The organism is Sphingobacteriales bacterium (genome assembly GCA_016706405.1).
In the GTDB taxonomy this organism is placed as follows: domain Bacteria; phylum Bacteroidota; class Bacteroidia; order Chitinophagales; family UBA2359; genus BJ6.
Map to the genome: position 1 here is coordinate 251,743 of JADJJT010000002.1, position 24,950 is coordinate 276,692.

20 protein-coding genes and 2 pseudogenes are annotated in these 24,950 nt (G+C 40.0%); 17 read left to right on the forward strand and 5 right to left on the reverse strand.

Features of this window, described 5'->3' with window-relative positions:
• The first annotated feature begins 98 nt into the window (after positions 1 to 98).
• The 11 genes and pseudogenes from IPI59_07350 (at position 99) to IPI59_07400 (ending at position 10,399) form a co-directional block, all read left to right on the forward strand.
• Positions 99 to 864 (forward strand): annotated as a pseudogene (locus IPI59_07350) (IS5 family transposase).
• Positions 865 to 914: 50 nt separating this feature from the next.
• Positions 915 to 1,364 carry a GatB/YqeY domain-containing protein gene (locus IPI59_07355; GenBank protein MBK7527351.1) on the forward strand — a complete coding sequence of 150 codons (450 nt, stop codon included), beginning with the start codon at positions 915 to 917 and terminating at the stop codon, positions 1,362 to 1,364.
• A gap of 252 nt (positions 1,365 to 1,616) precedes the next feature.
• Positions 1,617 to 2,309 carry a hypothetical protein gene (locus IPI59_07360; GenBank protein MBK7527352.1) on the forward strand — a complete coding sequence of 231 codons (693 nt, stop codon included), beginning with the start codon at positions 1,617 to 1,619 and terminating at the stop codon, positions 2,307 to 2,309.
• Between the two features lie 48 nt (positions 2,310 to 2,357).
• Positions 2,358 to 3,854 (forward strand): oligosaccharide flippase family protein, encoded by a 1,497-nt coding sequence (locus IPI59_07365; GenBank protein MBK7527353.1) that lies wholly within the window; start codon positions 2,358 to 2,360, stop codon positions 3,852 to 3,854.
• Between the two features lie 218 nt (positions 3,855 to 4,072).
• Entirely contained in the window at positions 4,073 to 5,296 is a 1,224-nt protein-coding gene (locus tag IPI59_07370; protein MBK7527354.1) for an ABC transporter permease, read from the forward strand.
• 180 nt (positions 5,297 to 5,476) lie between these two features.
• Positions 5,477 to 5,950, forward strand: a complete 474-nt coding sequence (locus IPI59_07375; GenBank protein MBK7527355.1) for a ribonuclease P protein component — start codon at positions 5,477 to 5,479, stop codon at positions 5,948 to 5,950.
• On the forward strand, positions 5,925 to 6,176 hold the full coding sequence (gene yidD, locus IPI59_07380) for a membrane protein insertion efficiency factor YidD (GenBank protein MBK7527356.1): 252 nt from the start codon (positions 5,925 to 5,927) through the stop codon (positions 6,174 to 6,176). The genes IPI59_07375 and yidD overlap by 26 nt, the downstream gene beginning before the upstream one ends.
• A gap of 180 nt (positions 6,177 to 6,356) precedes the next feature.
• Positions 6,357 to 8,324, forward strand: a complete 1,968-nt coding sequence (locus tag IPI59_07385) for a transglycosylase SLT domain-containing protein (protein ID MBK7527357.1) — start codon at positions 6,357 to 6,359, stop codon at positions 8,322 to 8,324.
• Between the two features lie 58 nt (positions 8,325 to 8,382).
• Entirely contained in the window at positions 8,383 to 8,940 is a 558-nt protein-coding gene (gene hisB, locus IPI59_07390) for a histidinol-phosphatase (GenBank protein MBK7527358.1), read from the forward strand.
• Positions 8,941 to 8,972: 32 nt separating this feature from the next.
• Complete coding sequence (locus tag IPI59_07395) at positions 8,973 to 9,482, forward strand: hypothetical protein (protein MBK7527359.1); 510 nt, start codon at positions 8,973 to 8,975, stop codon at positions 9,480 to 9,482.
• Positions 9,483 to 9,640: 158 nt separating this feature from the next.
• Positions 9,641 to 10,399, forward strand: a complete 759-nt coding sequence (locus IPI59_07400; GenBank protein ID MBK7527360.1) for an alpha/beta hydrolase — start codon at positions 9,641 to 9,643, stop codon at positions 10,397 to 10,399.
• Positions 10,400 to 10,527: 128 nt separating this feature from the next.
• Here the strand turns inward: IPI59_07400 and coaBC are convergent, their stop codons facing one another.
• Both coaBC and IPI59_07410 read right to left on the reverse strand, forming a co-directional pair.
• Positions 10,528 to 11,748 (reverse strand): bifunctional phosphopantothenoylcysteine decarboxylase/phosphopantothenate--cysteine ligase CoaBC, encoded by a 1,221-nt coding sequence (coaBC, locus tag IPI59_07405; protein ID MBK7527361.1) that lies wholly within the window; start codon positions 11,746 to 11,748, stop codon positions 10,528 to 10,530.
• A 33-nt stretch (positions 11,749 to 11,781) separates the two neighbouring features.
• Positions 11,782 to 12,897 carry a hypothetical protein gene (locus IPI59_07410; protein MBK7527362.1) on the reverse strand — a complete coding sequence of 372 codons (1,116 nt, stop codon included), beginning with the start codon at positions 12,895 to 12,897 and terminating at the stop codon, positions 11,782 to 11,784.
• A 168-nt stretch (positions 12,898 to 13,065) separates the two neighbouring features.
• Between IPI59_07410 and IPI59_07415 the strand changes: the two genes are divergently transcribed.
• A complete protein-coding gene (locus IPI59_07415; protein ID MBK7527363.1) occupies positions 13,066 to 13,716 on the forward strand; it encodes a hypothetical protein in 651 nt (216 codons plus the stop codon).
• Positions 13,717 to 13,798: 82 nt separating this feature from the next.
• Here the strand turns inward: IPI59_07415 and IPI59_07420 are convergent, their stop codons facing one another.
• Complete coding sequence (locus IPI59_07420; protein MBK7527364.1) at positions 13,799 to 13,954, reverse strand: hypothetical protein; 156 nt, start codon at positions 13,952 to 13,954, stop codon at positions 13,799 to 13,801.
• Positions 13,955 to 14,110: 156 nt separating this feature from the next.
• Positions 14,111 to 16,750, reverse strand: coding sequence for a DNA gyrase/topoisomerase IV subunit A (locus IPI59_07425; GenBank protein MBK7527365.1), 2,640 nt, complete (start codon positions 16,748 to 16,750; stop codon positions 14,111 to 14,113).
• Between the two features lie 269 nt (positions 16,751 to 17,019).
• Here IPI59_07425 and IPI59_07430 point away from each other — a divergent pair, with 269 nt between their 5' ends.
• The 5 genes and pseudogenes from IPI59_07430 to infB all read left to right on the forward strand — a co-directional run bounded on the left by IPI59_07430 (position 17,020) and on the right by infB (position 23,351).
• Positions 17,020 to 17,892, forward strand: a complete 873-nt coding sequence (locus tag IPI59_07430) for an alpha/beta hydrolase (protein ID MBK7527366.1) — start codon at positions 17,020 to 17,022, stop codon at positions 17,890 to 17,892.
• A 152-nt stretch (positions 17,893 to 18,044) separates the two neighbouring features.
• The gene (locus IPI59_07435) at positions 18,045 to 18,530 is read left to right on the forward strand and encodes a ribosome assembly cofactor RimP (protein MBK7527367.1); all 486 of its coding nucleotides are present in this window, start codon (positions 18,045 to 18,047) and stop codon (positions 18,528 to 18,530) included.
• A 107-nt stretch (positions 18,531 to 18,637) separates the two neighbouring features.
• Positions 18,638 to 19,906 (forward strand): transcription termination/antitermination protein NusA, encoded by a 1,269-nt coding sequence (gene nusA / locus IPI59_07440; protein MBK7527368.1) that lies wholly within the window; start codon positions 18,638 to 18,640, stop codon positions 19,904 to 19,906.
• Positions 19,907 to 20,007: 101 nt separating this feature from the next.
• Positions 20,008 to 20,955 carry a hypothetical protein gene (locus tag IPI59_07445; GenBank protein ID MBK7527369.1) on the forward strand — a complete coding sequence of 316 codons (948 nt, stop codon included), beginning with the start codon at positions 20,008 to 20,010 and terminating at the stop codon, positions 20,953 to 20,955.
• A 110-nt stretch (positions 20,956 to 21,065) separates the two neighbouring features.
• A pseudogene (gene infB / locus IPI59_07450) lies at positions 21,066 to 23,351 on the forward strand (translation initiation factor IF-2).
• Between the two features lie 66 nt (positions 23,352 to 23,417).
• Here infB and pyk read toward each other — a convergent pair.
• Entirely contained in the window at positions 23,418 to 24,869 is a 1,452-nt protein-coding gene (gene pyk, locus IPI59_07455) for a pyruvate kinase (protein MBK7527370.1), read from the reverse strand.
• Between the last annotated feature and the right edge of the window lie 81 nt (positions 24,870 to 24,950).

The following is a 24,950-nucleotide window of genomic DNA, read 5'->3' on the forward strand; positions in this document are numbered from 1 at the left end:
AGGAAAAAAGTTATTAAAAGAGATGTGAATAAAAGACTATCAGTTTGACGTTTAAATAATAATTCATAGCTTTATGAAAATCAAACACATAAAGTAAAATGAAAACCTACCCAAGCAGTCTCACCGATAGTCAATGGAGTGCAATATTAGGCATTTTAGACGACAAACGGAAACGAAAACACAGTTTAAGAGAAATTTTTAATGCGCTGTTCTATTTGCTTAAACTGGCTGTCAATGGCGCATGCTGCCGTTCCATTTTCCGTCATGGAAGCTTGTTTACTACTATTTTACCAAGTGGAAGAAGGATGGGACGATAGAACTCATCCATGAAATACTCAGGGATAAGACTCGAAAGCAAGCAGGCAGGGCTTCATCGCCAAGTGTTGGTATAATTGATAGCCAGAGCGTAAAGACAACAAGCGTCGGAGGCTTGTGCAGAGGGATTGACGGGGGTAAAAAGTTAAAGGCAGAAAGCGGCATATTATTGTAGATACAATGGGACTACTTTTAGCGGTTGTGGTTCATGCGGCAAATGAGCATGACAGTAAATCAGCCCCAATGGTTATAGCTGACCTCAGAGGCAGGTTTTGCAGATTGGTAAAGATAGTAGCTGATGGCGGGTATAGAGGCGAGTTAATTGAAAATACCCGCAAAACGTTTGGGTGGGTGGTTGAGGTTGTAAGTAGATCGAATACAGCCTCGAAATTCAGAGTATTGCCAAAAAGATGGATTGTTGAAAGAACTTTTGCATGCCTCGAAAACTATCGAAGATTGAGTAAAGACTTTGAGTTCCAAACCGAAACGAGCCAGACAATGATCCAACTTGCCATGATAAAATTGATGCTTAATAGAATTAGAAAATAAAATTTAGACAGGCTCTAACATTATTATTTTTTTACTAACTTACAAAATCTATGTCTTTAGAAATTAAAATTAACGACGACATTAAAGAGGCTATGCGCGCTAAAGACCAAGCCGCTTTGCGCAGTTTGCGTGCCATTAAATCGGCCATACTATTAGCCAAAACCAGCGAAGGCAATAGCGGCGACCTTACCGAAGCCGACGAAATTAAAATATTATCGAAATTAGCTAAACAACGCAACGACTCAATTAATATATTTGTACAACAAAACCGCCCCGATTTAGCCCAAACCGAGCGCGAAGAATTGCAAATTATTGAACGTTACTTACCACAAAAACTTACCTCCGACGAATTAATCGCGGCCTTAAAACAAATTATTGCCCAAACTGGGGCTACATCGCCCAAAGAAATGGGCAAAGTAATTGCCGAGGCTAACAAACAATTTGCAGGCCGCGCCGATGGTAAAACCATAGCCGAAACTGTAAAGCAACTGCTACAGTAGTAATCGCTTTTTTTGCTAAAAATGTAATTTTTTAACCAACTAAACTATAAGTTACTAAATCTTAATGTATCTTTGCATTTATTAAGATAAAATATACACACAAGCTGCGAACTAAACTCGTGTGCGCGCAAACAATAAATATTTTGCAAGCAACCTGGATCAAACTTTGTATTTATACAATTACCCGATGCCTACCACCGCCTCCCTATCAAATGCGTTTGCGCCACATTTTTTTAACTTGCCGCTTGAAATATGAACCCACTTGATATAGCTTTTATAGCCGTTATTGGCTTTGGTTTGGTAAAAATAATGCAGCCACACTTTAGTGGAACCCTATTTTTTTTATTCAAACTTTTTTCGAGCATTGCTGCCTCGATTATGTTTTACCCCTTTTTTACCCGCATTTTGTTAATGGCGGGTGGAGGGCGTATTTCTGCAAATTATTTTCCGATAATTGCTTTTTTAATGCAAATAGGATTTTGGTTTTCGGTTTTTTATATTTTAGAACGAGCCTATGTTTATGGCAATAAAGCCAAAGAGTTTCATTTGGCAAAAGCATTGGGCGGATTAGCATGGATGGCCACTTTAATTTATTTGTTTAGTTTAGCCACCAATATTACCGAAAATAGCCGGATGGTAGAAAAAGAAACCACTGCGGAGTCGAATGTTTATCCGTATATTGAGCCAGTGGCGCGCTTTGCACATTGCCAAATGGATAATATTTTTCAGCGCACATCAAAAATCCGGGAGTCCTTTATACTTGTTTTAAATAAAGCACGCGATTTGTCGGTAGGCACGTGTTTGCCTGAAAGTACTGCTACTAATTCTACCCAAAATCGGCCTACACCACCACCGCCAACTCAACCACCACCAGCAACTACCACCACCACCACGCCCACCACCTCAACAAATACTAATACCCCCCTGCCGCCTCACCGCGATTAAGTAGAATTAGCGTTAATAGTTCGTTTCGTTCGTTCGTTTGTTAATTTTATGGCGCAACAAACATCTTCAAAATCGGTTAGTGTTGGCTTATTGCTAATTGGGCAGTTTTTGAACGTGGGTTTACTGTTTATCTTTACCCCTTGGTTAGCGAGGGCACTTAGTAAAGCAGATTATGGCACTTATGGGCAGGTTATGTTGGTATCTGATTTGCTGCGCAATTTGGCAAATACAGGCTTAGCCACTGTTTTTTCGTTGTATTTGGCGCGCAAGCAATATCCGGATGCAACTATTTTTAGGTCGTTTATGGCCTTGTATATATTGTTAGGTCTTATTAGTATGGGGGCAATATTAGTTATTTCTCCGGTTGCAAGTATTGTCTTTAACAATCCTCATTTAGGCTATTTAACTGCCTTGTACGCATTTCATTTGCCACTTCAAATGGCGGTAAATCCCATTTGCCATACTTTAATACATTACAGACACAGTAAACACTATTTGGGTGTGTCGGTGTTGGGTACGTTAATCAGGTTGTTGGCAATGTTGGTTGCCGTACAAGTATATAATACGGTTGAAGCGCTTATCATTAGTTTTTATTTAGTGCCGCTGTTTCAGGGTATATATGGGTTAGCCACAATGCCGCGCCACTTATTGGCTAAAGGGGCATCCATAGAATGGTCTATATTAAAACCAGCTTGGAAACAAAGTTTTCCGTTAGCAATAACTCAAACCCTGAGCTTTTGTTATATTCTAATTGCCGGACAGCTTATAAGCTGGAACTATGGGACAGAAGTTTTTGCCTTGTTTAGAAACGGCATAGCCGAATTGCCTTTAATAAGTTATGTGTATATATCGGTAGGCACTATTTTATTACCCGACATGGCCATTATGTTGCAGCAAAATCGTATCGCCGAGTTTATAAGGCTTAAGCGCGATATAGCTGCCCAAACGGCCGCCTTAATTTATCCGGTAATTGCATTTTTATTAGTATTTGCGGCCTGTTTTGTGCCTTTGTACTACGGCCAAAAATACATTGACAGTACACCAATATTTTTTATAGCTAATTTAATATTGTTATTTAAAATTACCAATTATGCCGATGTGTTAAATCTTACCAATAGTGCGTCGTTAATATTGCGTATTAATTGGCAAGTTTTATTATTTAATTTGCTTGTCAGTTGGGTTTTAATACATTATTTAAATATACAAGGGGGGGCATTAGCATTATTACTCACCAACGCATTGTTATATTTGTTGTTGTTGCGAAAATCAATGCAAGTTATTAAACAACCACTATGGGCTACCATACCACTGCGCAATATTATAAAACAGGCATTGTATTATGTAGTGCTTGCTTTAACGATACGCCTAATAGCGGGTAAGGCTGCGTTTTCTTTTTTGGGTTTTGTAGCATCGTTATTTGTATATACATTAATTGTTTACCTAAGCGCTGCCAAATTAGGATGGCTTAATGTGCGGTATTATTACTCCTTTTTTGCTAAAATACCCTTAGGAAAACCATTATACAACTGGTTGCTAAAAAATTAATTTAAATGAATTATCAAGAAAGAAATTTGGAAAACCACACAATTATAGCTTCTATTATTTTCTTTTTTCCGGAAAATGAACTGGCAGCCAAGTTTCGCTATCCTTTATCCACTAAAACAAAATTGGTTTGTAGCTCTTAAATTAACGATGTAACTTTGTTGCGCTTTTTGTACTGGCTAAATATCTTTAAAAGAACAAGCTAATTCTTTTTTAAAACCGTGAACTTACCTTTGTTTATAACCCGCCGGATGGCTTTAGGCAATTTTCGCTCTTTTTCGGGGTTTATTGTTCGTATTGCTATTTTGGCGGTAGCACTTTCTATTAGCGTAATGATAATAGCAACGGCTATGGTAAACGGGTTTCAGCGCGAAATAAGCAATAAACTATTTGGGTTTTTAGGACACGTACAAATTAGCTCGTTTAAAGGTGGCGGTGGTTACGATGATGCTGCACCGATTGCCAAAAATCAGCCCTACTTAACTACAATAGATACAATGACCAATATTAGGCACGTGCAGGCTTATGCGCGTAAGGCCGGCATTATTACCACCGAAGGCAATTTTGAAGGAATTGTTCTTAAAGGTGTTGACACTGATTTTGATTGGTCATTTTTTGAAAAATATATAGTATCCGGAAAAACATTTACTATTAACGACACCTCAAAAAGCAATTTAATTTTATTGTCGCAAATTACAGCTAACCGAATGCACTTTTCGGTTGGCGACAGTATAACGGTTCGTTTTGTTCAAAACCCGCCGCGTGCGCGCAGGTTTATTATTGCCGGCATTTATAATACAGGCATGGAAGAATACGACGAGCGATACGCATTGGTTGATATTAAACATATCCAAAAACTAAACGAAGGATGGCAGCCCCAAGATATTGGCGGATTTGAGGTTTTTTTAAACGATATCAATCAATTGGATGCCACCAGCGATGCCATTTACAATATAGTTCCACAAGACCAAATTGCCCAAAACCTAAAAAGTATTGACCCTAATATTTTTGAATGGCTAAACCTGCAAAACATGAACGAGGTGGTAATTATCGTACTCATGCTAATTGTTGCAGTTATAAACATGATTACAGCTTTGCTCATCTTAATTTTAGAACGAACTAATATGATTGGCGTACTAAAAGCCTTGGGCGCAACAAACTGGAGCGTAAGAAAGATATTTTTGTATAATGCCGCCATTATTGCAAGCATAGGGCTTGTTTTGGGCAATATTGCCGGATTAGGGCTTTGTTGGTTGCAGCAAAAATTTGGATTTATTACCCTGCCCGAAGAGTCGTATTATATTAGCACCGCCCCAATTGCTATTGATTGGTTTGCTATAGCCGTCTTAAATATTGGTACGCTGCTTATTTGTGTTTTAGTATTGCTGTTGCCAACCTGGTTAGTTACAAAAATAGAACCCGTAAAAGCCATTAAATTTCAATAAATAAACAAGTTGTACAAAGCAATATTACCTCGAAAATATTTGTTTAATATTGTATAGAAATAGGACAATAGTAGTTTTGATTTTAAACTTATTCGTTATCAGCTTTATTTTTGCTCTTGTGCGTGGCACATTTTTTTATCCGGATATTTTTTAACTCTAAAAAAACATCATCGAACCAGCTTGAAAAAATACCCACTACAGCGCAAGGTTAGTTTAAAGAATAAAACTGCAATTACCAACCTGTTTGAAAATGGAAAGGCAAAAAAACTGCATCCGGTAAAAATAATTTGGAGCGCGGCCCCAGCCCGGCAAATGCTTGATTTTCAAGTTTTATTTGTAGTGCCTAAACGTTATTTTCGTCATGCAGTAGCCCGCAACAGGGCAAAACGTTTGTTGCGCGAAGCATTTAGGTTAAACCAAAACCTGCTTTCACCCCAGCATAACAATAGTCAGTACATTAACGAGGGTGGTATGGTACTTTATAGCGAACCATTACCTAAAATTATTATAGCTTTGTGCTATGTAGCACCTAAATTATTGCCTTTTGAACAAATTGTCAACATAGTTGCTCATCTTTTAACACATGTTTACCAAAACTGTATTGTAAACAAATCTATATTATTAGATGATGAAACTAATAAACCAATTATTTAAACCAATTAATTGGCTGTTGAGCAGTATTTTTTTATTGCTTATTAAAGTTTATCAACTGTTTATTTCGCCTTTATTAGGGCCATCTTGCCGGTACACCCCCACTTGCTCGCGGTATGCAGCACAGGCAATTAAAAAATATGGGCCGTTTAAAGGCGGCTTTATGGCTTTGCGGCGTATATTGCGTTGCCACCCGTGGGGGGGGCATGGCCATGATCCGGTGCCTTAATATTTTTGAGCAAAAATATTTTTAGAAAAAATTTTTTCGTACAAATTTTAGTATAATAACCTTATCTTTGCCAACAAAACTTAGTTTTTTATTATAAAACGATAATAAAAAAAATGTAAAAAGTAAAAGTGCGCCATAACACCTTAGTCAAATTTTAAAAAGTTTAAAACTTACCTTCTTATGTTTGTTTTTAAAGGCAATTTTTGCCCACGGTTTACCCAATATTGCTTAATTTGGGTTGTTCTATTAGTATTATGGCTTGCCCCAAACATGATGGTGATGACCTATGGCCAGCAGAGTGGTAATACACAAGCAAAATCAAAATTCACCAATTCTGATGCCCCAACCTTGGTGCCCGAAAACCCCTTTGACCGCTCATCAACACCGGCAACACTAAACCCGAATAAAATATCAACTACAGACGCTTGTAGTCAAACACCAATTGTTGGCCAAAATAAGGTTTACTCGGCCATTGGTTTAAAAATTACTTGCCAAGAATCCAAAACAGGTAATTTAGTTTGGACGCAAACACTTAAAAGTGATTTTGTAAATTCCGGACTTTTGTTAGTTTCTGAAATTGATAAAATTTTTGCCAACTGTAATAATGACAGTTTGTATTGTTTTGACTCAGAAAACGGCCAAATACTTTGGAAAATTCCAACCGGAGGTAATTGCAGTCAAATGACCTACAAACAAGGCGGTTTGTATTTTACCTGCTGTGGCGATGCCTCATTATATGCCATAGATGCTAAATCGGGCCAACAAAAATGGAACGTTACCCAACCGGCACAAGCGCCATTGAATCAGGTAATAACCAGTTTGCCAACCGAATCCAAGCAAAACAATACTATCCAACCAACAACAACTATTGCGGCCAATACTAATAAAACTACCGCAACAACCACACCAACCGCTGCTGTAACACCACCCAAAGCCGTTTCACAGCCGGCAGTATCAAAACCGGCTAAAAAATTATTATTAGGTGGTGAATTTGATTGGGATGCCATGACTTTAACAGCATCGGCAGATATAGACCATTTGAACGAAGACCTAATTTATGCAAATTATATTGAGCAGCACAGTTTAGCGCAAGCGCCATTATTTGAAGGTTACAGTCGTCAAAATACACATGGCCTTCAATTATATCCTACAAACATCTATGCCCAAAGGTTAGCCGTATTGCCAACTGTTATTCCAATGGAGTATAATGAATATGTAAAATACTTTATAGATTTGTACGTTGGCTCAAAACGCGACCAGGTAAGCCGCATGTTGGGCCGTGCATCTCATTATTTTCCAATGGTCGAAGAGGTATTGGCAAGACATGGCCTGCCTATTGAGTTAAAATGTATTCCGGTAATTGAATCGGCTATGTCGCCAAATGCCCGCTCTGAAAATGGCCGTATGGGCATGTGGATGCTTCCGTACCGGCTTGCACAACGCTATGGTTTAGAAACAAACTCGTATGTTGATGAACGCTGCGACCCGATATTAGCCAGTGAAGTAGCCGCCAAACATTTAAAATACTTATATGAGCGTTACCAAAACTGGTATTTAGCAATAGCAGCCTTTAATAGTGGCGAGGGAGCCGTAGATAAAGCCCTGCGCGAAACATCGAGCCGCAATTTTTGGGAAGTAATACGTTTTTTGCCTCCCGACAACCAAGGCTATCTTCCCTTGTTTATTGCCGCTAATTACATTATCAATTACCATTTAGAGCACGATATTGCACATAATAACCCCCCTTATCTATTTTATTTAACCGATACCGTACAAGTGCGCAATCTGCCAATTTCGTTGGCCGAAGCAGCAAAAAATATTGATATGGATTACGATGAATTGCGCTTCTTAAACCCAGCACTGCTCGATGGCTTAATTCCATTTGCCACAAAACCTTACGCGCTAAATTTGCCCATAAACAAAGTTGGTTTGTTTATGACCTACTACAATTCGTTGCGCAACAAAACGACAAGTATGGCGGTAAACAGCAATAGCTATGATATGCGCCTAAACCCATATAGCGTTTGGAATTACAATATGAACAACTACTCCGTATTGAACGCACAGCCAATGAATTACAAAGATTCGGGTAAAACGGTACGAGATAACCGACCCAAACGTGCCACTACCTCCTCAGGAAACCGATGAGTAAAATAAATAAATAATGACGAGATTGCGATTGAAATATCTTTTTTTCAACAATTAAATGCGCCCAATATTATTTATTGACCGAGATGGTACTTTAATTCATGAGCCGCAAGGAAATGATTTCCGGATAAGAAGTTTACAACAATTACAGCTATTACCCAATGTGATTCCTGTTCTACAACAACTACTTATCCGGAATTTTTATGACCTCGTATTAGTTACCAACCAAGATGGGTTAGGTACTCCGTTTTATCCGGAAAACGATTTTTTTCCCATCCATCAACATTTAATGGATACGTTAAAAAATGCCGGAATTTGTTTTGTTGAACAATGTATTGACCGTAGCTACGCACATGAACAGTTGCCTACCCGCAAACCTTTTACCGGAAGAGTGCAACATTATGCAAACAACCCTGATTTTGACTACAAAAACTCGTTTGTTATTGGAGACAGCCCCGCAGACGTGGGCTTGGCCGCCAACTTGGGCATTGGGGCTATATGGCTTTGGCACCCCTATAACGCCAATACCGAACTGCCACCAAAATGGCAACAAGCAGTAGTACTACGGCCAAAATCATGGGACGAAATAGCCAATTTTTTGATTAGACCTATTTAATATACGCTCATTCACCAATTAGACAGTTATTAGTGAACCCTATAGACATTGTAATTTTAGCGGCATTTTTTATGGGTGTATTTAAAGGGTTTTATACCGGACTTGCCGGCCCTTTGTTAAATATACTGAAATGGGTGCTTATTGTAATTTTTACCCTTAAATGTTGGTATTTGGGTGTTGTAGCTTTAAAAGCAATAGGCTTAGGCAATATGGCTTCACCAGTATTGGCAGCTATAATTACTGGCATTTTAGCTATAACTGCTTTTAGGTTGTTTGTGTCTATGGTTGGTTATTATGTAAACTCGCGCAGTATGCGTTGGGTAAATCGATTTTTAGGCCTCCTATTTTGGGCGTTTTGTTTTGTTTTGGCTACCGCTTGGGCATTAAACGTGCTTAATAATTTGGGTTTAATTAGCGCCTATCTCGCACAGTCAAGTTTATACCAGTTGGTACAACCTTTGCCAGTTATAACAATTAACGCAGTTGTACCAGCTTTAACAGAAATATGGAATTTTTTACAAACCTTGATAAATTCTTTATAAATCGAGGTGTAAGGGCTGTTAAACTACATTTTTTATCCGGATATAGCTGCTTTGCCAACAAACAATAGCAGCGAGGTTTATATTTTTTGTATATTTACCCCTTGTTTTTAAACGCTATAAAAAAGTTATAACTACCATCCAATAAATAATAATACAATATGCAGTTATCAATACAGCACGAGGGCGAGTTTAAATACGTTGAGCAAGGCGAAGGTAAAATATTAATGTTGCTACATGGTTTGTTTGGCGCACTAAGCAATTTTGCCGGATTAATTGACCATTTTGGCCACGCCTATAAAATTGTAGTGCCTATTTTACCCATTTACGACTCGAAAAAATTTCGCCCCGGTATTAATGATTTGGTAGATTATGTAGAGCGGTTTGTAGCGCATAAAGGCTACACGCAAATAAATTTGCTGGGCAACTCGTTAGGTGGGCACATAGCACAGTTGTTCACTTTAAGGCAACAACACTTGGTTAAAAGTTTGATATTAACGGGTAGCTCGGGGCTATTTGAAAACTCATTTGGCGATACTTTTCCAAGGCGGGGCGACTACGAGTACATTAAAAATAAAACAGCCTTAACTTTCTACGACCCTAATACCGCCACCAAAGAACTAGTAGATGAAGTATATGATATTGTAAACCGTTTAGATTATGCAATTAGGGTGGTGTCGGTTGCAAAATCGGCTATACGCTATAATATGAAAGACCAACTGCCTGCTATTAAAGTGCCAACCTTGCTAATTTGGGGCACACACGATAATGTTACCCCCCCATTTGTAGCCGACGAGTTTAAAAAATTGTTGCCAAACGCCCAACTAATATGGATGGACAAAACCGGCCACGCACCCATGATGGAGCGCCCCGATGAGTTTAATATCCATTTAGCCAAATTTTTAAGTGAACAAGGTTAAACTCGTTTTAACAATTTACTTTTTTTAGAATTTAGCAGTATAATCCGGATTTAAAAAAATAAATGAACCTCCTAAGTTTAAAGTAATGATGTTTATTTTGGTCAAAATAGGTTTGTTTAAGCTAATTTTCAAGCAATTGAATCGGCAATTTTGTCTAATATTTCTAAGGCAACCGCTGTTTTAGGCAATAAAGGCAAGGCTATGGGTGCAGCATTTGGCAAAATAAAACTTATTTTATTGGTATCATGGCCAAAACCAGCGCCGGCATCGCGCAGCGAGTTTAGTACAATTAAGTCGGCGTTTTTGATTTGTAATTTTTTTTGAGCGTAGCTTACTTCATCGTTTGTTTCTAAGGCAAAGCCTACTACAAATTGCCCGGCTTTTTTATGTAGGCCACAATAGGCCAAAATATCGGCGGTTTTAGTTAGAGGAATGGTAAGGCCGCCTTCGGTTTTTTTAATTTTTTGTTCGCTCACCTGCTCAGGGGTATAATCGCTAACGGCAGCCGATAAAATTGCAATTTGTGTTTGCCCAAATAATTTGATAGCTGCTTGATACATTTGATCGGCTGTTTCGACTGTAATTAGCGTTAAATTATCAGCTGGTTGTGGCCGTAAATTGGTTGGCCCCAATACTAAGGTAACTTGTGCGCCTAAGGCAGTTGCGGTTTGGGCTAAGGCAATGCCCATTTTGCCCGATGACCTATTGCCTATAAAACGAACAGGGTCTATTGGCTCGTAGGTAGGGCCGGCGGTGATAAGGAGTTTTTTTCCGGATAATTTAGCTATAATATCCGGATGCTGTTGCCGCATAAAAAATGTCTCTAAATAAGTTACAATTTCTTCGGGCTCGGCCATACGCCCATCGCCTACCAATCCGCTTGCCAAAAAACCATGCGCCACGGGTATAATATGGTTGCCATAGCTTTTTAGTTTGGCAATATTAGCTTGCGTAGCCGGGTGATGCCACATATCAACATCCATTGCCGGAGCCAAAACAACAGGGCACCGGGCCGAGAGGTAGGTGGCAGCTAAAACATCGTTGCAAAGGCCGGTTGCCAACCGCGACATAACACTTGCCGAGGCGGGTGCAATTAGCACTACATCAGCCCACAACCCTAAATGAACATGATTGTTCCAAACAGCAGTGTCGGAGTTATAAAATTGGGTTATAACTTCGTGGTTTGTAAGAGTTGACAGGGTAAGCGGCGTAATAAACGAACAAGCACCGGGTGTCATTATAACACGCACCTGAGCACCGTGTTTTACTAATAAACGCGCTAAAACTGCCGCTTTGTAGGCAGCAATACTGCCGCAAATGCCTAATAAAATTTTTTTACCTTGTATCAAATTGCAATATGATTGGACTGATGTTGAGCAAATTTATTCTAATTTAGGTTTGTATTTCGACTCAGTTAAAATTTGCTGCCCGTTGTTGTGCAGGCGCATTAATTCGCTGAGGTTGTTAGCTGCATTAGGGTTTTGTTTGAGATAGGCTTTTATAATTTGCCAGCCCACCCATGCACTAATTTTTCCGGGCGATTGGGGCGGCATTTCATTGGTAGTGGGGGCCTCGTTTACAAATTTAAAAAAGTCGTGGTAATTGGCATTAAAGAGCAGTTCTTTGTCAATAAAAAATGTCCAAATATTAGCTTCTTCTTGTTGGCACCATTCAAGTTGCTGGGCGGTATAACCAATTTTTAGGGTATCGGGGGTTTTGGGTAAAACGGCATCTAATAAATAAAGAATTTTGCCTTGGTAAACCATGTAGTCAATTAGTTTTAGGCTGCTTTTATCTTTCTCTGAGGGAGCAATTGGGAAAATGCCTTGTAAATAAGCTTGCATAGCCATAGGCGTTATGTAGGGAGGCTCGGCACGGCGCGACAGGTATTCCGGAATATTAACTTCGCGCATCCGGTAAACATCAAAATTCCGGCCTAAAAACATATCTAAATTTATACCTAACATGGCGCTATCAACGGTTAATACGGCAGGCCCAAAAGTTGATATATGGCTAAATACTTGCTTTGGAATACTTCGATTTGGAAACAAACGCTGGTAGTTTGCAAATGCTGCGGTAAGTTCGGCTTCGAGTTGGGATAGGTTTGGAAATTTTTCTTGGGTGGTTTGGTAAAGCCCACGTACATCGGAATTAGAGATAAATCCTTTTAAGGCGTAAAGATAATTTTCGCCGGGGTCGTTTATGCCCCCCCATTGCATTATTTGCTCGGAAAATAACGGAAAAATATCCGGATATTGCTGAATTAATGCCTTTACGCTTGGCACATAATTGCCAGCACTCGTATCAACCGTAAACAGGGCTTGCTCAAATCGTTTAATTTTAATTTGGCTGCTGTTAGTATTATTTGCTGTATTTGCGGTGGTATCAGGCTGTTTTTGATTACAACTACTACTGCTAAAAATAAGGGCTATTATTAGGCAAAATGCAAAGCAAACAACTAAACAATTGGCAGTATTTGAAGTGACTTTGGTTGGCATAAAGGGTCTGAATAGACGGTAAATTACTAATTATTTTATTAAAGCACAAAATTAATTCAAGCAAACGAGTTATTATTACTTTGCTTGGGTGCAACTAACAAAAAATGTCGTAAAATTGTTGCATCGTATTTTACAATTTAACTTATCAAACCCAACTTTAGTAAATTCATGAAAAAAATGTTTTTGGTAGTTGTATGTCTGTTCGCTACCGCACATCTTACACAAGCCCAAGTTAGTTTTGGCTTAAACGCCTCTGTTGTTTACGATTTTTTACGCACTGCCGATACCGTTGACAGCAAATCCGGCCGGATGGGCTTTGGCTATGGTTTATCGCTCGATTTTAAAAAGAGAGACGACCAACGTGCTTATTTTGCTACCGGCGCATATGTAACCTCAAACGGGGGCAGTTATACCGTTTTATCGGGCAAGGACACAACCGTTGAAACAAGTGTGCGCGCCCAAACCTTGCAAGTTCCGTTGAGCCTAAAACTTAAAACCGGAAAAGTAATACCTAAATTAGACAAACTTAATTTTGTAGCCCAAATTGGAGTTGTGCCGGGCGTTACCGTTCGCTCGCGCTACGACCGCGAAATTAACAACGTCAAAACAGTTGATAGCGAACCAGCAAAAGATTTAACCAATTTACTTGATATTTCTTTAAAAGCAGGCATAGGCTTAGATTACGAACTCTCCGGCGGTACTACTGCTTACGGTGGGTTTGTTTATCATCATGGCTTTTTGCCCCTTGTTAACGACAAAGCCCACGATGTTAAACTTAAACCTTCGAATATTGGCTTGCGGGTAGGCGTTTATTTTTAATTGTAAATTGCTTAGAATTACATAGCCCACAATTTAAATTCTGGGCTATGTAACTTGCGTTTAGCCTCTCAAAGAGGTAAAATTAGTAGAGCAGGAGCTTAACCCCGCCATTTCCGGATGGTTTTGAAGGCGGCAGTAATATATTCCGGATGTTTAGGTTGCCGGTGGTAAAGGTGGTTGTTTCCCCTCCCGATGATAAAGGAACGGTTTTAACCGACTGCCCTTGGGTGTTAAACATTTCAAAGGCTACGCCTTGGCGTATTAAATGGGTGTAGTTGGGGTTGATGGTTAGTTTGGTGGGCGAGGTTGGTGCTTACTCCCCCTAACCCCTACAAGATTAGCTCCTCGTAGGGGTTAGGGGGGTGGGTTACTATTTTGGAGAGAGCCAAAACATTTACCCAAACAGGCTACCTTGCTCACCGTCAATAATTTTATCCGGGTTTGGGGCAATAATAGGTGTATTATTAGAAGTAGTTTTGTGAGTTTGGGCAGCAGTTAAACTTATAGTAGGTATTTTTTTGAGTTTTTCGACTTCGGTTAGTAAGCGCAAATCTTTTAAACTATAAATAAATAGTTTGTTGCCCATACTTTTCCAGCCTTTTACGTCAATAAATTCGTTAAAAATAAGCAAATTTGTCAATTTCTCTCCGCCTTTCTTCTTTAAATAAATGTATTCGGCAACGGGGTCGGGGTCGGTAGTTGCCAATTCAAGTGCCGAGCCTTTGGTTTCGCCAATAAAACAAAATTTTTCATTGAGTTTGGCTGTTTCAATCCGGAAGCGTTTAACAAACCAGTCGGCTTTTTCTTTGTTCAAATAAACAGCACTTATTATTTTATCCGGTTGATGTTTTTCTATCAGCACTAATTTATCCATTTCGTAGCGGTTAGTTAATTCAAAATCGGTCATTTCGTAATTGCCGTCTTGGTAAATGGTTAAAATGGTATCGCCTGTATCGAACTCGCCGAGCAATTGCCCGCGCCCTTCGGTGTTAAGGCGACCAATTTTTTCGTCGAGCCAAATTTTACGCCCGCCAATAGTTGAACTGCCTACCTCTTTTTGTTTGACGCTGCGTACAGGGTATTTAGTAAGCAAATTACCTTTGGTATTGCGGTTGCGCACTTCTAAATCGGTAAAATCGTATTCGAGTTGTTTGTTGCGGGCGTTGCTGGTAGGCGAAAGTTGCACGCTAATTACCTCGCCCTCGCTATTGGGGTGTACAGATAAATATAAAATTTTTGAGTTTGGCGTGCCTTGTGTTATATCGTACTCGCGTTTGTAGGTTACAGCGGTAACGTTAAATCTTTTCACTAAACTTTGCCCTGTTTTGCCATCTAAATAAACTATATGATAAGTACGGCGTTCGTCGTTTTGCCGCCACACATCAATATGCAAAATATCTTTGCCTACAAATACTTTTTCGCCAATGGGGGTTACAATTAATTTGCCGTCTTTGCGAATTACAATAATATTGTCAATATCTGAGCAGTCGCAAACGTATTCATCTTTTTTAAGGCCATAACCCATGAAACCATCGGTACGATTAACATAAAGTTTTTCGTTGGCAAGGGCAACCTGCCGAACTTTTATAGTATCGAAACTTCGAATTTCGGTGCGGCGTTCGCGGCCTTTACCATATTTGGTTAATAAATTTTTAAAATACGCGATGGCAAAATCGGTTAGGTGTGTTAAGTGGTGTTCAGTTTGGGAAATATCGGCTTGCAGCTGTTTTATAGCCTCGTTTGCCTGAAAAGAATCGTATTTAGAGATGCGTTTAATTTTGATTTCGGTTAGCCGGATGATGTCGTCTCGTGTTACAACGCGGATAAAATTTTTAGTGTAGGGTTTTAATCCGGATTGAATAGCTTCGATAACGGCTTCAAAGGTTTCACACTCTTCAATACGGCGATAAATACGTTTTTCGATAAAAATTTGCTCTAACGAGGCAAAATGTAATTTTTCGCGCAGGTCGTTTAGTTTTAGTTCTAACTCGCGTTTTAATAGATTGGTGGTGTGTTGTGTGCTGAAATTTAATAAGTCGTTTACGCTTACAAAATGTGGCTTTTTGTCAATAATTACACAGCAATTAGGCGAAATTGACACTTCGCAGTCGGTAAACGCATATAAGGCATCTATTGTAACGTCGGGCGAAACGCCTGGCGTTAGTTCAATTACAATTTCAACATCTTTGGCTGTATTATCGGTAACTTTTTTAATTTTAATTTTGCCTTTGTCGTTGGCTTTAATGATACTGTCTATTAGCCCCTGTGTGTTGGTGCCGTACGGAATGTCGCGTATTATTAAAGTTTTTTTATCCGGACATTCAATACGCGCCCGCACACGCACCTTGCCGCCGCGTTGCCCTTCGCGGTAATCGGCTACATCAATCAACCCTCTGGTTAAAAAATCGGGATAAATAATAAAGGTTTTTTTTTGTAAAATTTTTATCGATGCCTCTACTAATTCGTTAAAATTATGCGGTAAAATACGGGTGGCCAAACCTACGGCTATCCCTTCAACGCCTTGTGCTAATAACAGCGGAAATTTCATGGGCAAGGTTACCGGCTCTTTTTTGCGGCCATCGTAACTAAGTTGCCACTCGGTTAAATCGGCATGAAAAGCAATTTCGAGGGCTAATTTTGACAAGCGCGCTTCAATATAACGCGGGGCGGCGGCGGTATCGCCCGTTCTATAATCGCCCCAGTTGCCTTGGGTGTCAATAAGCAAATCTTTTTGGCCTAAATTTACTAAGGCTTCGTAAATAGAGGCATCGCCGTGTGGGTGATACTGCATGGTTTGGCCTACTACGTTGGCTACTTTGTGGTAGCGGCCATCGTCAATACTTTTTAGGGCGTGCAACAAACGGCGTTGAACGGGTTTAAGACCATCTTCAATGGCGGGTACGGCGCGGTCAAGTATTACATACGAGGCATAGTCTAAAAACCAGGTTTGGTATTTGCCTGCTAAGGGGCCTGTTTGGTGGTCGTGGGCGGCGGGGGCGGTAATATCGGGCGGTGGAGGGGTATTTTTGGCCACTTATTTAATTTAAGGGTGTAAAAAGCCTTATTGCTAAAATTTGAGGCAAAATTACTAATAATATTAGAAACAACAAAGCATTTTAGCCATTTTTTTGGTCCAAAACAGAATTGTGGCGATGTATTGTTTTTATCCTTTCCGGAAAATAAGGTAATTTTGCTCTTTGAATCGTTTTTTTTATAGCTATCCGGAAACAAAGCAGACAAGTTTTTTTAAGTTTCCACTCTTCTTTTTCTTGCTGAAAGTCGGAATGTTTTATCTGTATTAAAATGAAATTTATAAAGAAAAGTTTTAAAATTGTTGGCTTTTTAGCTTTTGTTTGGTTTCTATTAGTGCAATTTTCCGGATGTTTTACTTTTCGTACCGCCGACAAAGTGCTGCAAAAACAATTTACCAGAAAAAACATAGAACCACCTGATTTTTACAACTATACGGTCGAAAACCGCAATATGCACTACGCCCATATTGGCGATACCACTAAACCACTTATTGTATTTATACATGGCTCGCCCGGCTCGTTAGATAATTTTGCCAATTTTTTGGCCGACACCTCCTTACTGCAACAAGCGCAAATGATTGCAATAGACAGGCCGGGCTTTGGCTACTCGGGGTTTGGCGTTGCCGAGTCTTCGTTTAAGGAGCAAGCAAAATTAATTGCTCCCGCTATCGAAAGGTTTCATAACGCAAAAACTATATTGGTAGGCCACTCGTTAGGTGGGCCATTAATAGTGCGGTTAGCTATGGATTACCCGCAGTTGGTCAGCGATTTGGTAATTGTTGCCGGCAGCGTAGCCCCCAACCTTGAACCCCGCGAATGGTGGCGACCATTTATAGACAATATACCCTTGCGCTGGTTTGTGCCACCCTCGTTGGCAGCCTCGAACCGCGAAATACGCTATGCCTACCGCGAGCTAAATACTATGTTGCCACTTTGGCCAACAGTTACCCAGCGTACAACCATTTTGCAAGGCAGCGCCGATTTTTTGGTGCCAGCCGAAAATGCACAGTTTGCTCAACAACAACTTACTAATGCCTGCAAAGTAAATATGCAAATTTTACCCAACGAAAATCATTTTCTTGTTTGGCAAAACCCCAATATTATAAAAAACGCCTTGATATGGCATTTAAAAGAAACCGATTAGATTAAAAATAACATATTATTGCAAAAAAATAATTTGGCAAACAAAAACAAATATCGTACCTTTGCACTCGGAATTTGAGAAAATAGGGGACGGGCTAAGTCCCCTATTTTGTTTATTATACCTGAAAAGTGGTATAATATTAAAATCAAAATATGATACCCGAACAAGTAACACAATTAATAACCGACCATTTGGCCACTTATTTTGCCGAAACCAATTGCTTTTTAGTAGAAATACGAACCGGAGGGAAAAAAATTGAGGTGTATGCCGATTGTGACGAAAACATGGATTTAAATAAATGCACCGCCATTAGCCGATATTTAGAACCTTTTTTAGATGCCGCCGATTTTGTTCCGGAGGATTATGTACTTGAGGTTTCATCTCCAGGCATGGGCAACCCCTTTAAAGTAGTAAGGCAATACACCAAAAATATAGGCCGCGAAGTACAGGTTACTTTAATAAGCGGAGAAAAAATAGAAGGCATCTTGCAATTTGTTGCCGCCGAAAATATCGTTTTGGCAGTTCCGGAGAAAAAAATATCCTTAAAAAAAGCCATCGATAAAAACCCTAAAACCACTAATCACGAAATATCTTTTTCAGATATACTACAAACTAAAAAGAAAATAACTTTTAATTAATAATTAGTTTATTTTTAACCACATCAAACAAACAAACAAACAATAAATTAAATAAAAAACACCCATGAATATTTTTTTAGTTAACCCCAAACGCACAAATAGTAGTCATGAGTAACCACAATATAGGCTTAGTTGATTCTTTTTCGGAGTTTAAAGAGTTTAAAAGTATTGACCGCCCCACGTTAATGCGGGTAATAGAAGATGTTTTTAAAACCTTACTCCGGAAAAAATACGGCTCGGATGAAATTTTTGAAATTACTGTTAATACCGAAAAGGGCGACCTTGAAATTTGGCATCGCAGGCAAATTGTAGCCGACGATGAAGTACAAGATATAAATACACAAGTTGGTTATACCGAAGCTACCCAAAAAGAACCCGACTTAGAAATAGGCGAAGAATTGTACGAACCCATTACCTTAGACTCGTTTGGCCGCCGCTCGGTATTAGCTGCCCGCCAAACCTTGATGTCGCGGATAATGGAACTCGAAAGAGAGGAACTTTTAAAAAAATACAACGAAAGAATTGGCGAAATTGTAACCGGCGAGGTTTACCAGGCTTGGAAACGCGAACTGCTGATTTTAGACGACGACGGCAACGAATTGTTATTGCCCCGAACTGAACAAATAAAAACCGATAACTACAAAAAAGGAGATACTGTTAAAGCTATTGTAAAAAAAGTTGAACTGCGCAATAATACCCCACGTATTATTTTATCGAGAACAGATAACGCCTTTTTAGCCAAACTACTCGAAATTGAAGTGCCCGAAATATTTGACGGTGTAATTGCCATACGCCGAATAGCCCGCGAACCAGGTGAACGCGCCAAAGTAGCCGTTGAATCATTTGACGACCGTATTGACCCCGTTGGTGCTTGCGTAGGTATGAAGGGTTCGCGCATACATGGCATAGTGCGCGAGTTGCGAAACGAAAATATTGACATTATAAACTATACTAATAATACTAAACTTTTTATTCAGCGAGCTTTAACACCTGCAACGGTTTACTCGATAGAAGTGAACGAAAATAAAAAAAGAGTATCGGCCTATTTAAAGCCCGAACAAGTATCATTAGCCATTGGTAAAGGCGGTATCAATATCAGACTGGCCAGCAAACTAACCGCCTACGAAATAGATGTTTACCGCGAATCGGACGACGAGGCTGATGATTATGATATTGATTTGGATGAATTTGCCGATGAAATTGACCAATGGATTATTGATGTTCTTAAAGGTATCGGCTGCGATACAGCCCGTAGCGTTTTAAACCTTAGCGCAGATGAGTTATTGCGCCGCTCGGACTTAGAAGAGGAAACTATTGAGGATGTATTAAGCATACTGAAAGCCGAATTTGAAGACAATGAACAAAACGAAGATTAAAAGATTAAACAACTAAATAAAATTTAAAATTTAGAACTGATAAATAAATAAACCCCTAATTTTATAACTTAAAAAACGACCAATTTATATAAATATCCTTCATGGCAGAAACTCCAAATCGGTTAGTTAAAGCAGCTACCGAATTAAATATTGGCTACGAAACAGCAGGCGAACTGCTGCGTAAAAAAGGCTTTGACGTTGAATTAAAACCAATGGCCAAAATTACGCCGCAGATGTACGAAGTATTGCTTGCCGAATTTAAAAAAGATGCGCAACTAAAAGATAAAGCGCACCAAATTACTTTAAGTACTACTACCCGTAAACCCGAGCCTATAACAACAGGGACAAATACCCCCGTTGCTACCCCCAATATTATTACAAATAATCAACAAACTGAATCCGACAAGCCAGCCCTAACCGAACAACCTCAACAGCATCAGCAAGTTGAACTGCCACCAGATACCGAAACAACTGTACCTCATACCGAAACAAAAACCGAACCCGAAGAAACCAAGAGCAAACAAATACAAAATGAGGAACCCATAACCCAAACAACTACAACAACAATAAATACCGAATCCGGAAAGCTAAGTGAAGACATATCTACCGAAAAAACTGAAAAACAAACACCAACAACCCAGCCAATCGACTCAAATACCACCGAAACAACGAGCCAACAATCTAACAACCTTGATGCCGTAGTTGAAAAAGAAAATAAACCTCAGCAACAACAGGAAGAGATTAAACAGAAAGAGGAAGTAGCACCAACCAATACTGAGGCCAAAATAGAGCAAGAACAAGAATTAGTTACTAATAAAAGCACCTATAAAGTTGTAGGAAAAATTGACCTCGATGCTCTCGATAAAAACGACACCGATAAAAAAAATCAACAGCCAAAAGGCAAACAAAACACAGAAAAAAAGAATGTTAATCCAAACGTAGAAAGCAAAAACCAACAGAAAGAGAAAGAAAAAAAAAGAAAACCCCCAACGACCAAACCAAAGAAAAGCCCGATCAGGATAAACAAAAACAACTTGTCCTGCCTTTAGATACGCCAACTATAACCCCTACCCCACCCACTGAGCCACCGCAAACTATTACTACACCCGTAGAACCAACTCCACCCGCCGAGCCAGAACTAATAAGAGGTGCTACCCCCCAACTTAAAGGGCTTAGCGTAAAAGGCAAAATTGACTTAGGAACTACAACAGACAAGCAACAAAACAACGCTGCGGGCGAACGCAAACGCAAAAGAAAACGCAAGCGTATTGTTAAACCCATTGAACCCGACACAGTTAGCGGCGCAGTTTCAGTAGATGGTAGCGGGCAAAATGTCGAAACCGGCGCTCGTGTTAAAAAGGAGCTGATTAAAAAAGCTAACCGCCAACAACCGCAGCAGCAAAACCGTCCTAATAATACCGGCGATAGTAATACTTCCAACAACAACGCCGGAGCTGGAAATGCAAATTATGGTGGTGGGCGTAATAAAAAGAAAGGTAAATCGCAAGGTGAGAATGGAATTTCTGACCGCGATGTCACAGACAAAATGCGCATTACCATTACTAAAATCGGTACCGGACGCGGTGGAGGTCGCAGCCAAAAAGCTAAACAACAAAAAAAACAACGCCGCGAAGAAGAAATCAAGCAACGCGAAATGGCCGAACAGGCCGAAACAAAAATTTTGCGCGTTACCGAGTTTATCACAGCCAGCGAATTAGCCAAATTAATGGATGTAACCGTCTCGGAAATTATAACAGCATGCTTTACCTTAGGCCACATGATTTCAATAAACCAACGCTTAGATGCCGAATTAATTGAAATTGTAGCCGCCGAGTTTGATTTTGAAGTAGAATTTATAACCATCGCCGAAGAAGACGATGCCTTTAGTGAAGAAGAAGAAGAAGACCCCAACGAACTTATGGCCCGACCACCTATTGTAACCATCATGGGGCACGTTGACCACGGTAAAACATCATTGCTTGACTACATACGCAGCGCCAACGTAGTAGCCGGAGAAATGGGTGGCATAACCCAACACATAGGCGCTTATGAAGTAACTACCAAAGACGGCGGCCAAATTACTTTTTTAGATACACCCGGCCACGAAGCTTTTACCGCCATGCGCGCACGTGGTGCTAAAGTAACAGATATTGCCGTGATTGTAATTGCTGCCGACGACAGTATAATGCCTACCACCCGCGAAGCCATAAGTCATGCACAAGCAGCTGGCGTACCCATGATATTTGCCTTTAATAAAATGGATAAACCCGAAGCTAATGCCGAACGCATACGCGAACAATTAGCAAATATGGACTTGTTAGTAGAAGAATGGGGTGGCAAATACCAAACCCAAGAAATATCAGCAAAAAAAGGCACCGGTGTAAACGAACTCTTAGACAAAATTTTGCTCGAGGCCGAAATGCTCGAACTAAAAGCAAATCCCAACCGGATGGCCGTAGGCGCAATTATTGAAGCATCATTAGACCGCGGACGTGGTTATGTATCTACCGTATTAGTGCAAAGCGGCACCTTAAAAGTGGGCAATGTAATAATGGCAGGCTCTTATTTCGGAAAAGTAAAAGCAATGTTTAACGAGCGCGGTGCTAAAGTAACAAAAGCAGGCCCATCAACACCCGTTACCGTTTTGGGCTTTAACGGCGCACCTACCGCCGGCGACCGTATGCGCGTAATGGCCACCGAAAGTGACGCAAAAGAAATTGCTACCCGCCGCGAACAAATTTTGCGCGAACAAGCACAACGCACCAAAAAACATATTACCCTCGACGAAATTGGCCGCCGTTTAGCTTTAGGCACCTTCAAAGAATTAAACCTAATAGTGAAAGGAGACGTGGACGGCTCGGTAGAAGCCCTTTGCGATTCGCTGCAAAAATTATCAACCGAAGAAGTTCAAGTGCGCATTATTCACAAAGGTGTAGGCGCAATCATAGAAAGTGACGTTTTATTAGCCAGCGCCTCCGATGCTATTATTATTGGCTTCCATGTGCGGCCAGTGCCAACCGCCCGCAAAAAGGCCGAACAAGAAAGTATTGATATTCGTTTGTACAGTATTATATACGAAACCATCAACGAAATAAAAGCAGCTATGGAAGGCCTGCTTGAACCTAAATTTGAAGAACGTTTTGTATGTAATATTGAGGTGCGCGAAGTGTTTAAAATTACTAAAGAAGGCAGAATAGGCACAGTTGCCGGATGCTTTGTTACCGAAGGTAAAGTTGCCCGCGACACCAAAATACGCTTAGTGCGCGATAGTGTCGTTGTTTATACCGGCGAAATAGAATCCTTGCGCCGCTACAAAGACGAAGTCAAAGAAGTAATGCCCGGCCAAGAATGTGGCATTAGTATTAAAAACTTTAATGATGTTAAAGTAGGCGACTTCATTGAAGGCTATGAAGAAATAGCTATTAAACGCACCTTAGGCAAGTAAGTAGCAAACCATCCGGAAAAATTAGACCACATCTCCGGCAATCTGAAATAAACGATTGCCGCCTTTCTATCTGATTTCGGTAATTTTAACGGTATTGGTTTTACCCTTTTCACTTAGGGGCATACTTAGGGTATTTATCACTAAATCGTTGCGACGAATTAAATCGTTGTCACGCAAAACTTGATGCACATCAAGAACAGTGCTGTCAGTTCCTTCATCTCGGTTGTAATAAAAAGCAGTTACACCCCAAACAAGGCTAACGGCATTTAGCAAATCCCGGTTAGGTGTAAAAATATAGGTATGTGCTTCGGGTCTAAAACTCGATATTTTAAAGGCAGTGTAGCCCGAATGGGTCATGCCTATAATGCAGCGGGCACCTAATTGTTGCGCAATTTTTGCAGCATTATAACACACAACATCGGCAAAATAATAATCATTGCCATCGCGTTCGGGTTCGTTAAACTTGCCGTAAATAACTTTACTTGGATTCATTTCAATTTCTTGAATTATGCGAACAAAATGGTCAATAACCCTAACGGGGTGCTTGCCCATAGCTGTTTCGCCACTCAACATTAAGGCATCGGCACCATCAAAAACGGCATTGGCTACGTCGTTTACTTCGGCGCGCGTGGGCGAGGGGTTGTCAATCATGCTTTCCATCATTTGGGTGGCAATAATTACAGGTTTAGCGGCTTTTAGGCATTTGCGCACCAATTCTTTTTGCAAAATAGGCACTTGTTCTATGGGTAGCTCAACGCCAAGGTCGCCGCGGGCAATCATTACGGCATCGGTTTTTTCGATAATGGCGTCGGCATTTTTAATAGCCTCGGGGCGCTCCATTTTGGCTATAACCCTTGCCGGATGATTTTTAAACTGTATGATGCCTTTGAGTTTGCTAATATCTTCGGCTGACCGTACAAACGAAAGCGCAATCCAGTTAACGGGTTTTGTTAAAATAAATTCAATGTCGGCATTATCTTTTTCGGTAAAGCACGAGGTGCTAAGTGCCGAATCCGGAAGATTAACACCTTTGTTAGCTTTAATAATACCGCCAAACACTACTTCGGTTTCTACAGTCGTGCGGCCATCGGTTTTAAGCACTTTTAATTCAATTTTACCATCGTCAATTTTTATCGTGTCACCTGTGCCTACGTCATTTGCCAAAGCCTCGTACGTGCAATACAATATTTTGGGTGTACTAAGTTGCTCTATTGTGGTGAGCGTAATTTTGTCTTGGGCAAAAATTTCAAAAGGTTTATCGCCCTCTAATTTGCCCAATCGAATTTTGGGGCCTTGCAAATCGGCAAGTATGGCAACGTGGGTGTTTAAATCGTTGTTGGCTTGTAAAATCCTGTCAATTAGCTGGTCGTGGTAATTGTGGTCGCCATGCGAGAAGTTAAGCCTAAAAACATCAACACCCGACATGATTAGTGCCTTTATATTTTCTAAAGAGTCGGATGAAGGGCCTAAAGTGGCAATAATTTTGGTGCGGGTTTTTCCGGAAATCTGTGGATTCATGGTTGTTTAGTTATATTGTTATTATTAAAGAACAAAATTAAGTATAAAAAGGCTGCTTGGGTGCTAAAAATTTTTTTCAAC

What these genes read in the sequence shown, in the direction of transcription:
- IPI59_07355 (MBK7527351.1), top strand. Translation starts at nt 915, where the DNA reads ATGTCTTTAGAAATTAAAATTAACGACGACATTAAAGAGGCTATGCGC.
- IPI59_07360 (MBK7527352.1), top strand. Translation starts at nt 1,617, where the DNA reads ATGAACCCACTTGATATAGCTTTTATAGCCGTTATTGGCTTTGGTTTG.
- IPI59_07365 (MBK7527353.1), top strand. Translation starts at nt 2,358, where the DNA reads ATGGCGCAACAAACATCTTCAAAATCGGTTAGTGTTGGCTTATTGCTA.
- yidD (MBK7527356.1), top strand. Translation starts at nt 5,925, where the DNA reads ATGAAACTAATAAACCAATTATTTAAACCAATTAATTGGCTGTTGAGC.
- IPI59_07385 (MBK7527357.1), top strand. Translation starts at nt 6,357, where the DNA reads ATGTTTGTTTTTAAAGGCAATTTTTGCCCACGGTTTACCCAATATTGC.
- hisB (MBK7527358.1), top strand. Translation starts at nt 8,383, where the DNA reads ATGCGCCCAATATTATTTATTGACCGAGATGGTACTTTAATTCATGAG.
- IPI59_07400 (MBK7527360.1), top strand. Translation starts at nt 9,641, where the DNA reads ATGCAGTTATCAATACAGCACGAGGGCGAGTTTAAATACGTTGAGCAA.
- IPI59_07410 (MBK7527362.1), bottom strand. Translation starts at nt 12,897, where the DNA reads ATGCCAACCAAAGTCACTTCAAATACTGCCAATTGTTTAGTTGTTTGC.
- IPI59_07415 (MBK7527363.1), top strand. Translation starts at nt 13,066, where the DNA reads ATGAAAAAAATGTTTTTGGTAGTTGTATGTCTGTTCGCTACCGCACAT.
- IPI59_07420 (MBK7527364.1), bottom strand. Translation starts at nt 13,954, where the DNA reads ATGTTTAACACCCAAGGGCAGTCGGTTAAAACCGTTCCTTTATCATCG.
- IPI59_07430 (MBK7527366.1), top strand. Translation starts at nt 17,020, where the DNA reads ATGAAATTTATAAAGAAAAGTTTTAAAATTGTTGGCTTTTTAGCTTTT.
- IPI59_07435 (MBK7527367.1), top strand. Translation starts at nt 18,045, where the DNA reads ATGATACCCGAACAAGTAACACAATTAATAACCGACCATTTGGCCACT.
- nusA (MBK7527368.1), top strand. Translation starts at nt 18,638, where the DNA reads ATGAGTAACCACAATATAGGCTTAGTTGATTCTTTTTCGGAGTTTAAA.
- IPI59_07445 (MBK7527369.1), top strand. Translation starts at nt 20,008, where the DNA reads ATGGCAGAAACTCCAAATCGGTTAGTTAAAGCAGCTACCGAATTAAAT.
- pyk (MBK7527370.1), bottom strand. Translation starts at nt 24,869, where the DNA reads ATGAATCCACAGATTTCCGGAAAAACCCGCACCAAAATTATTGCCACT.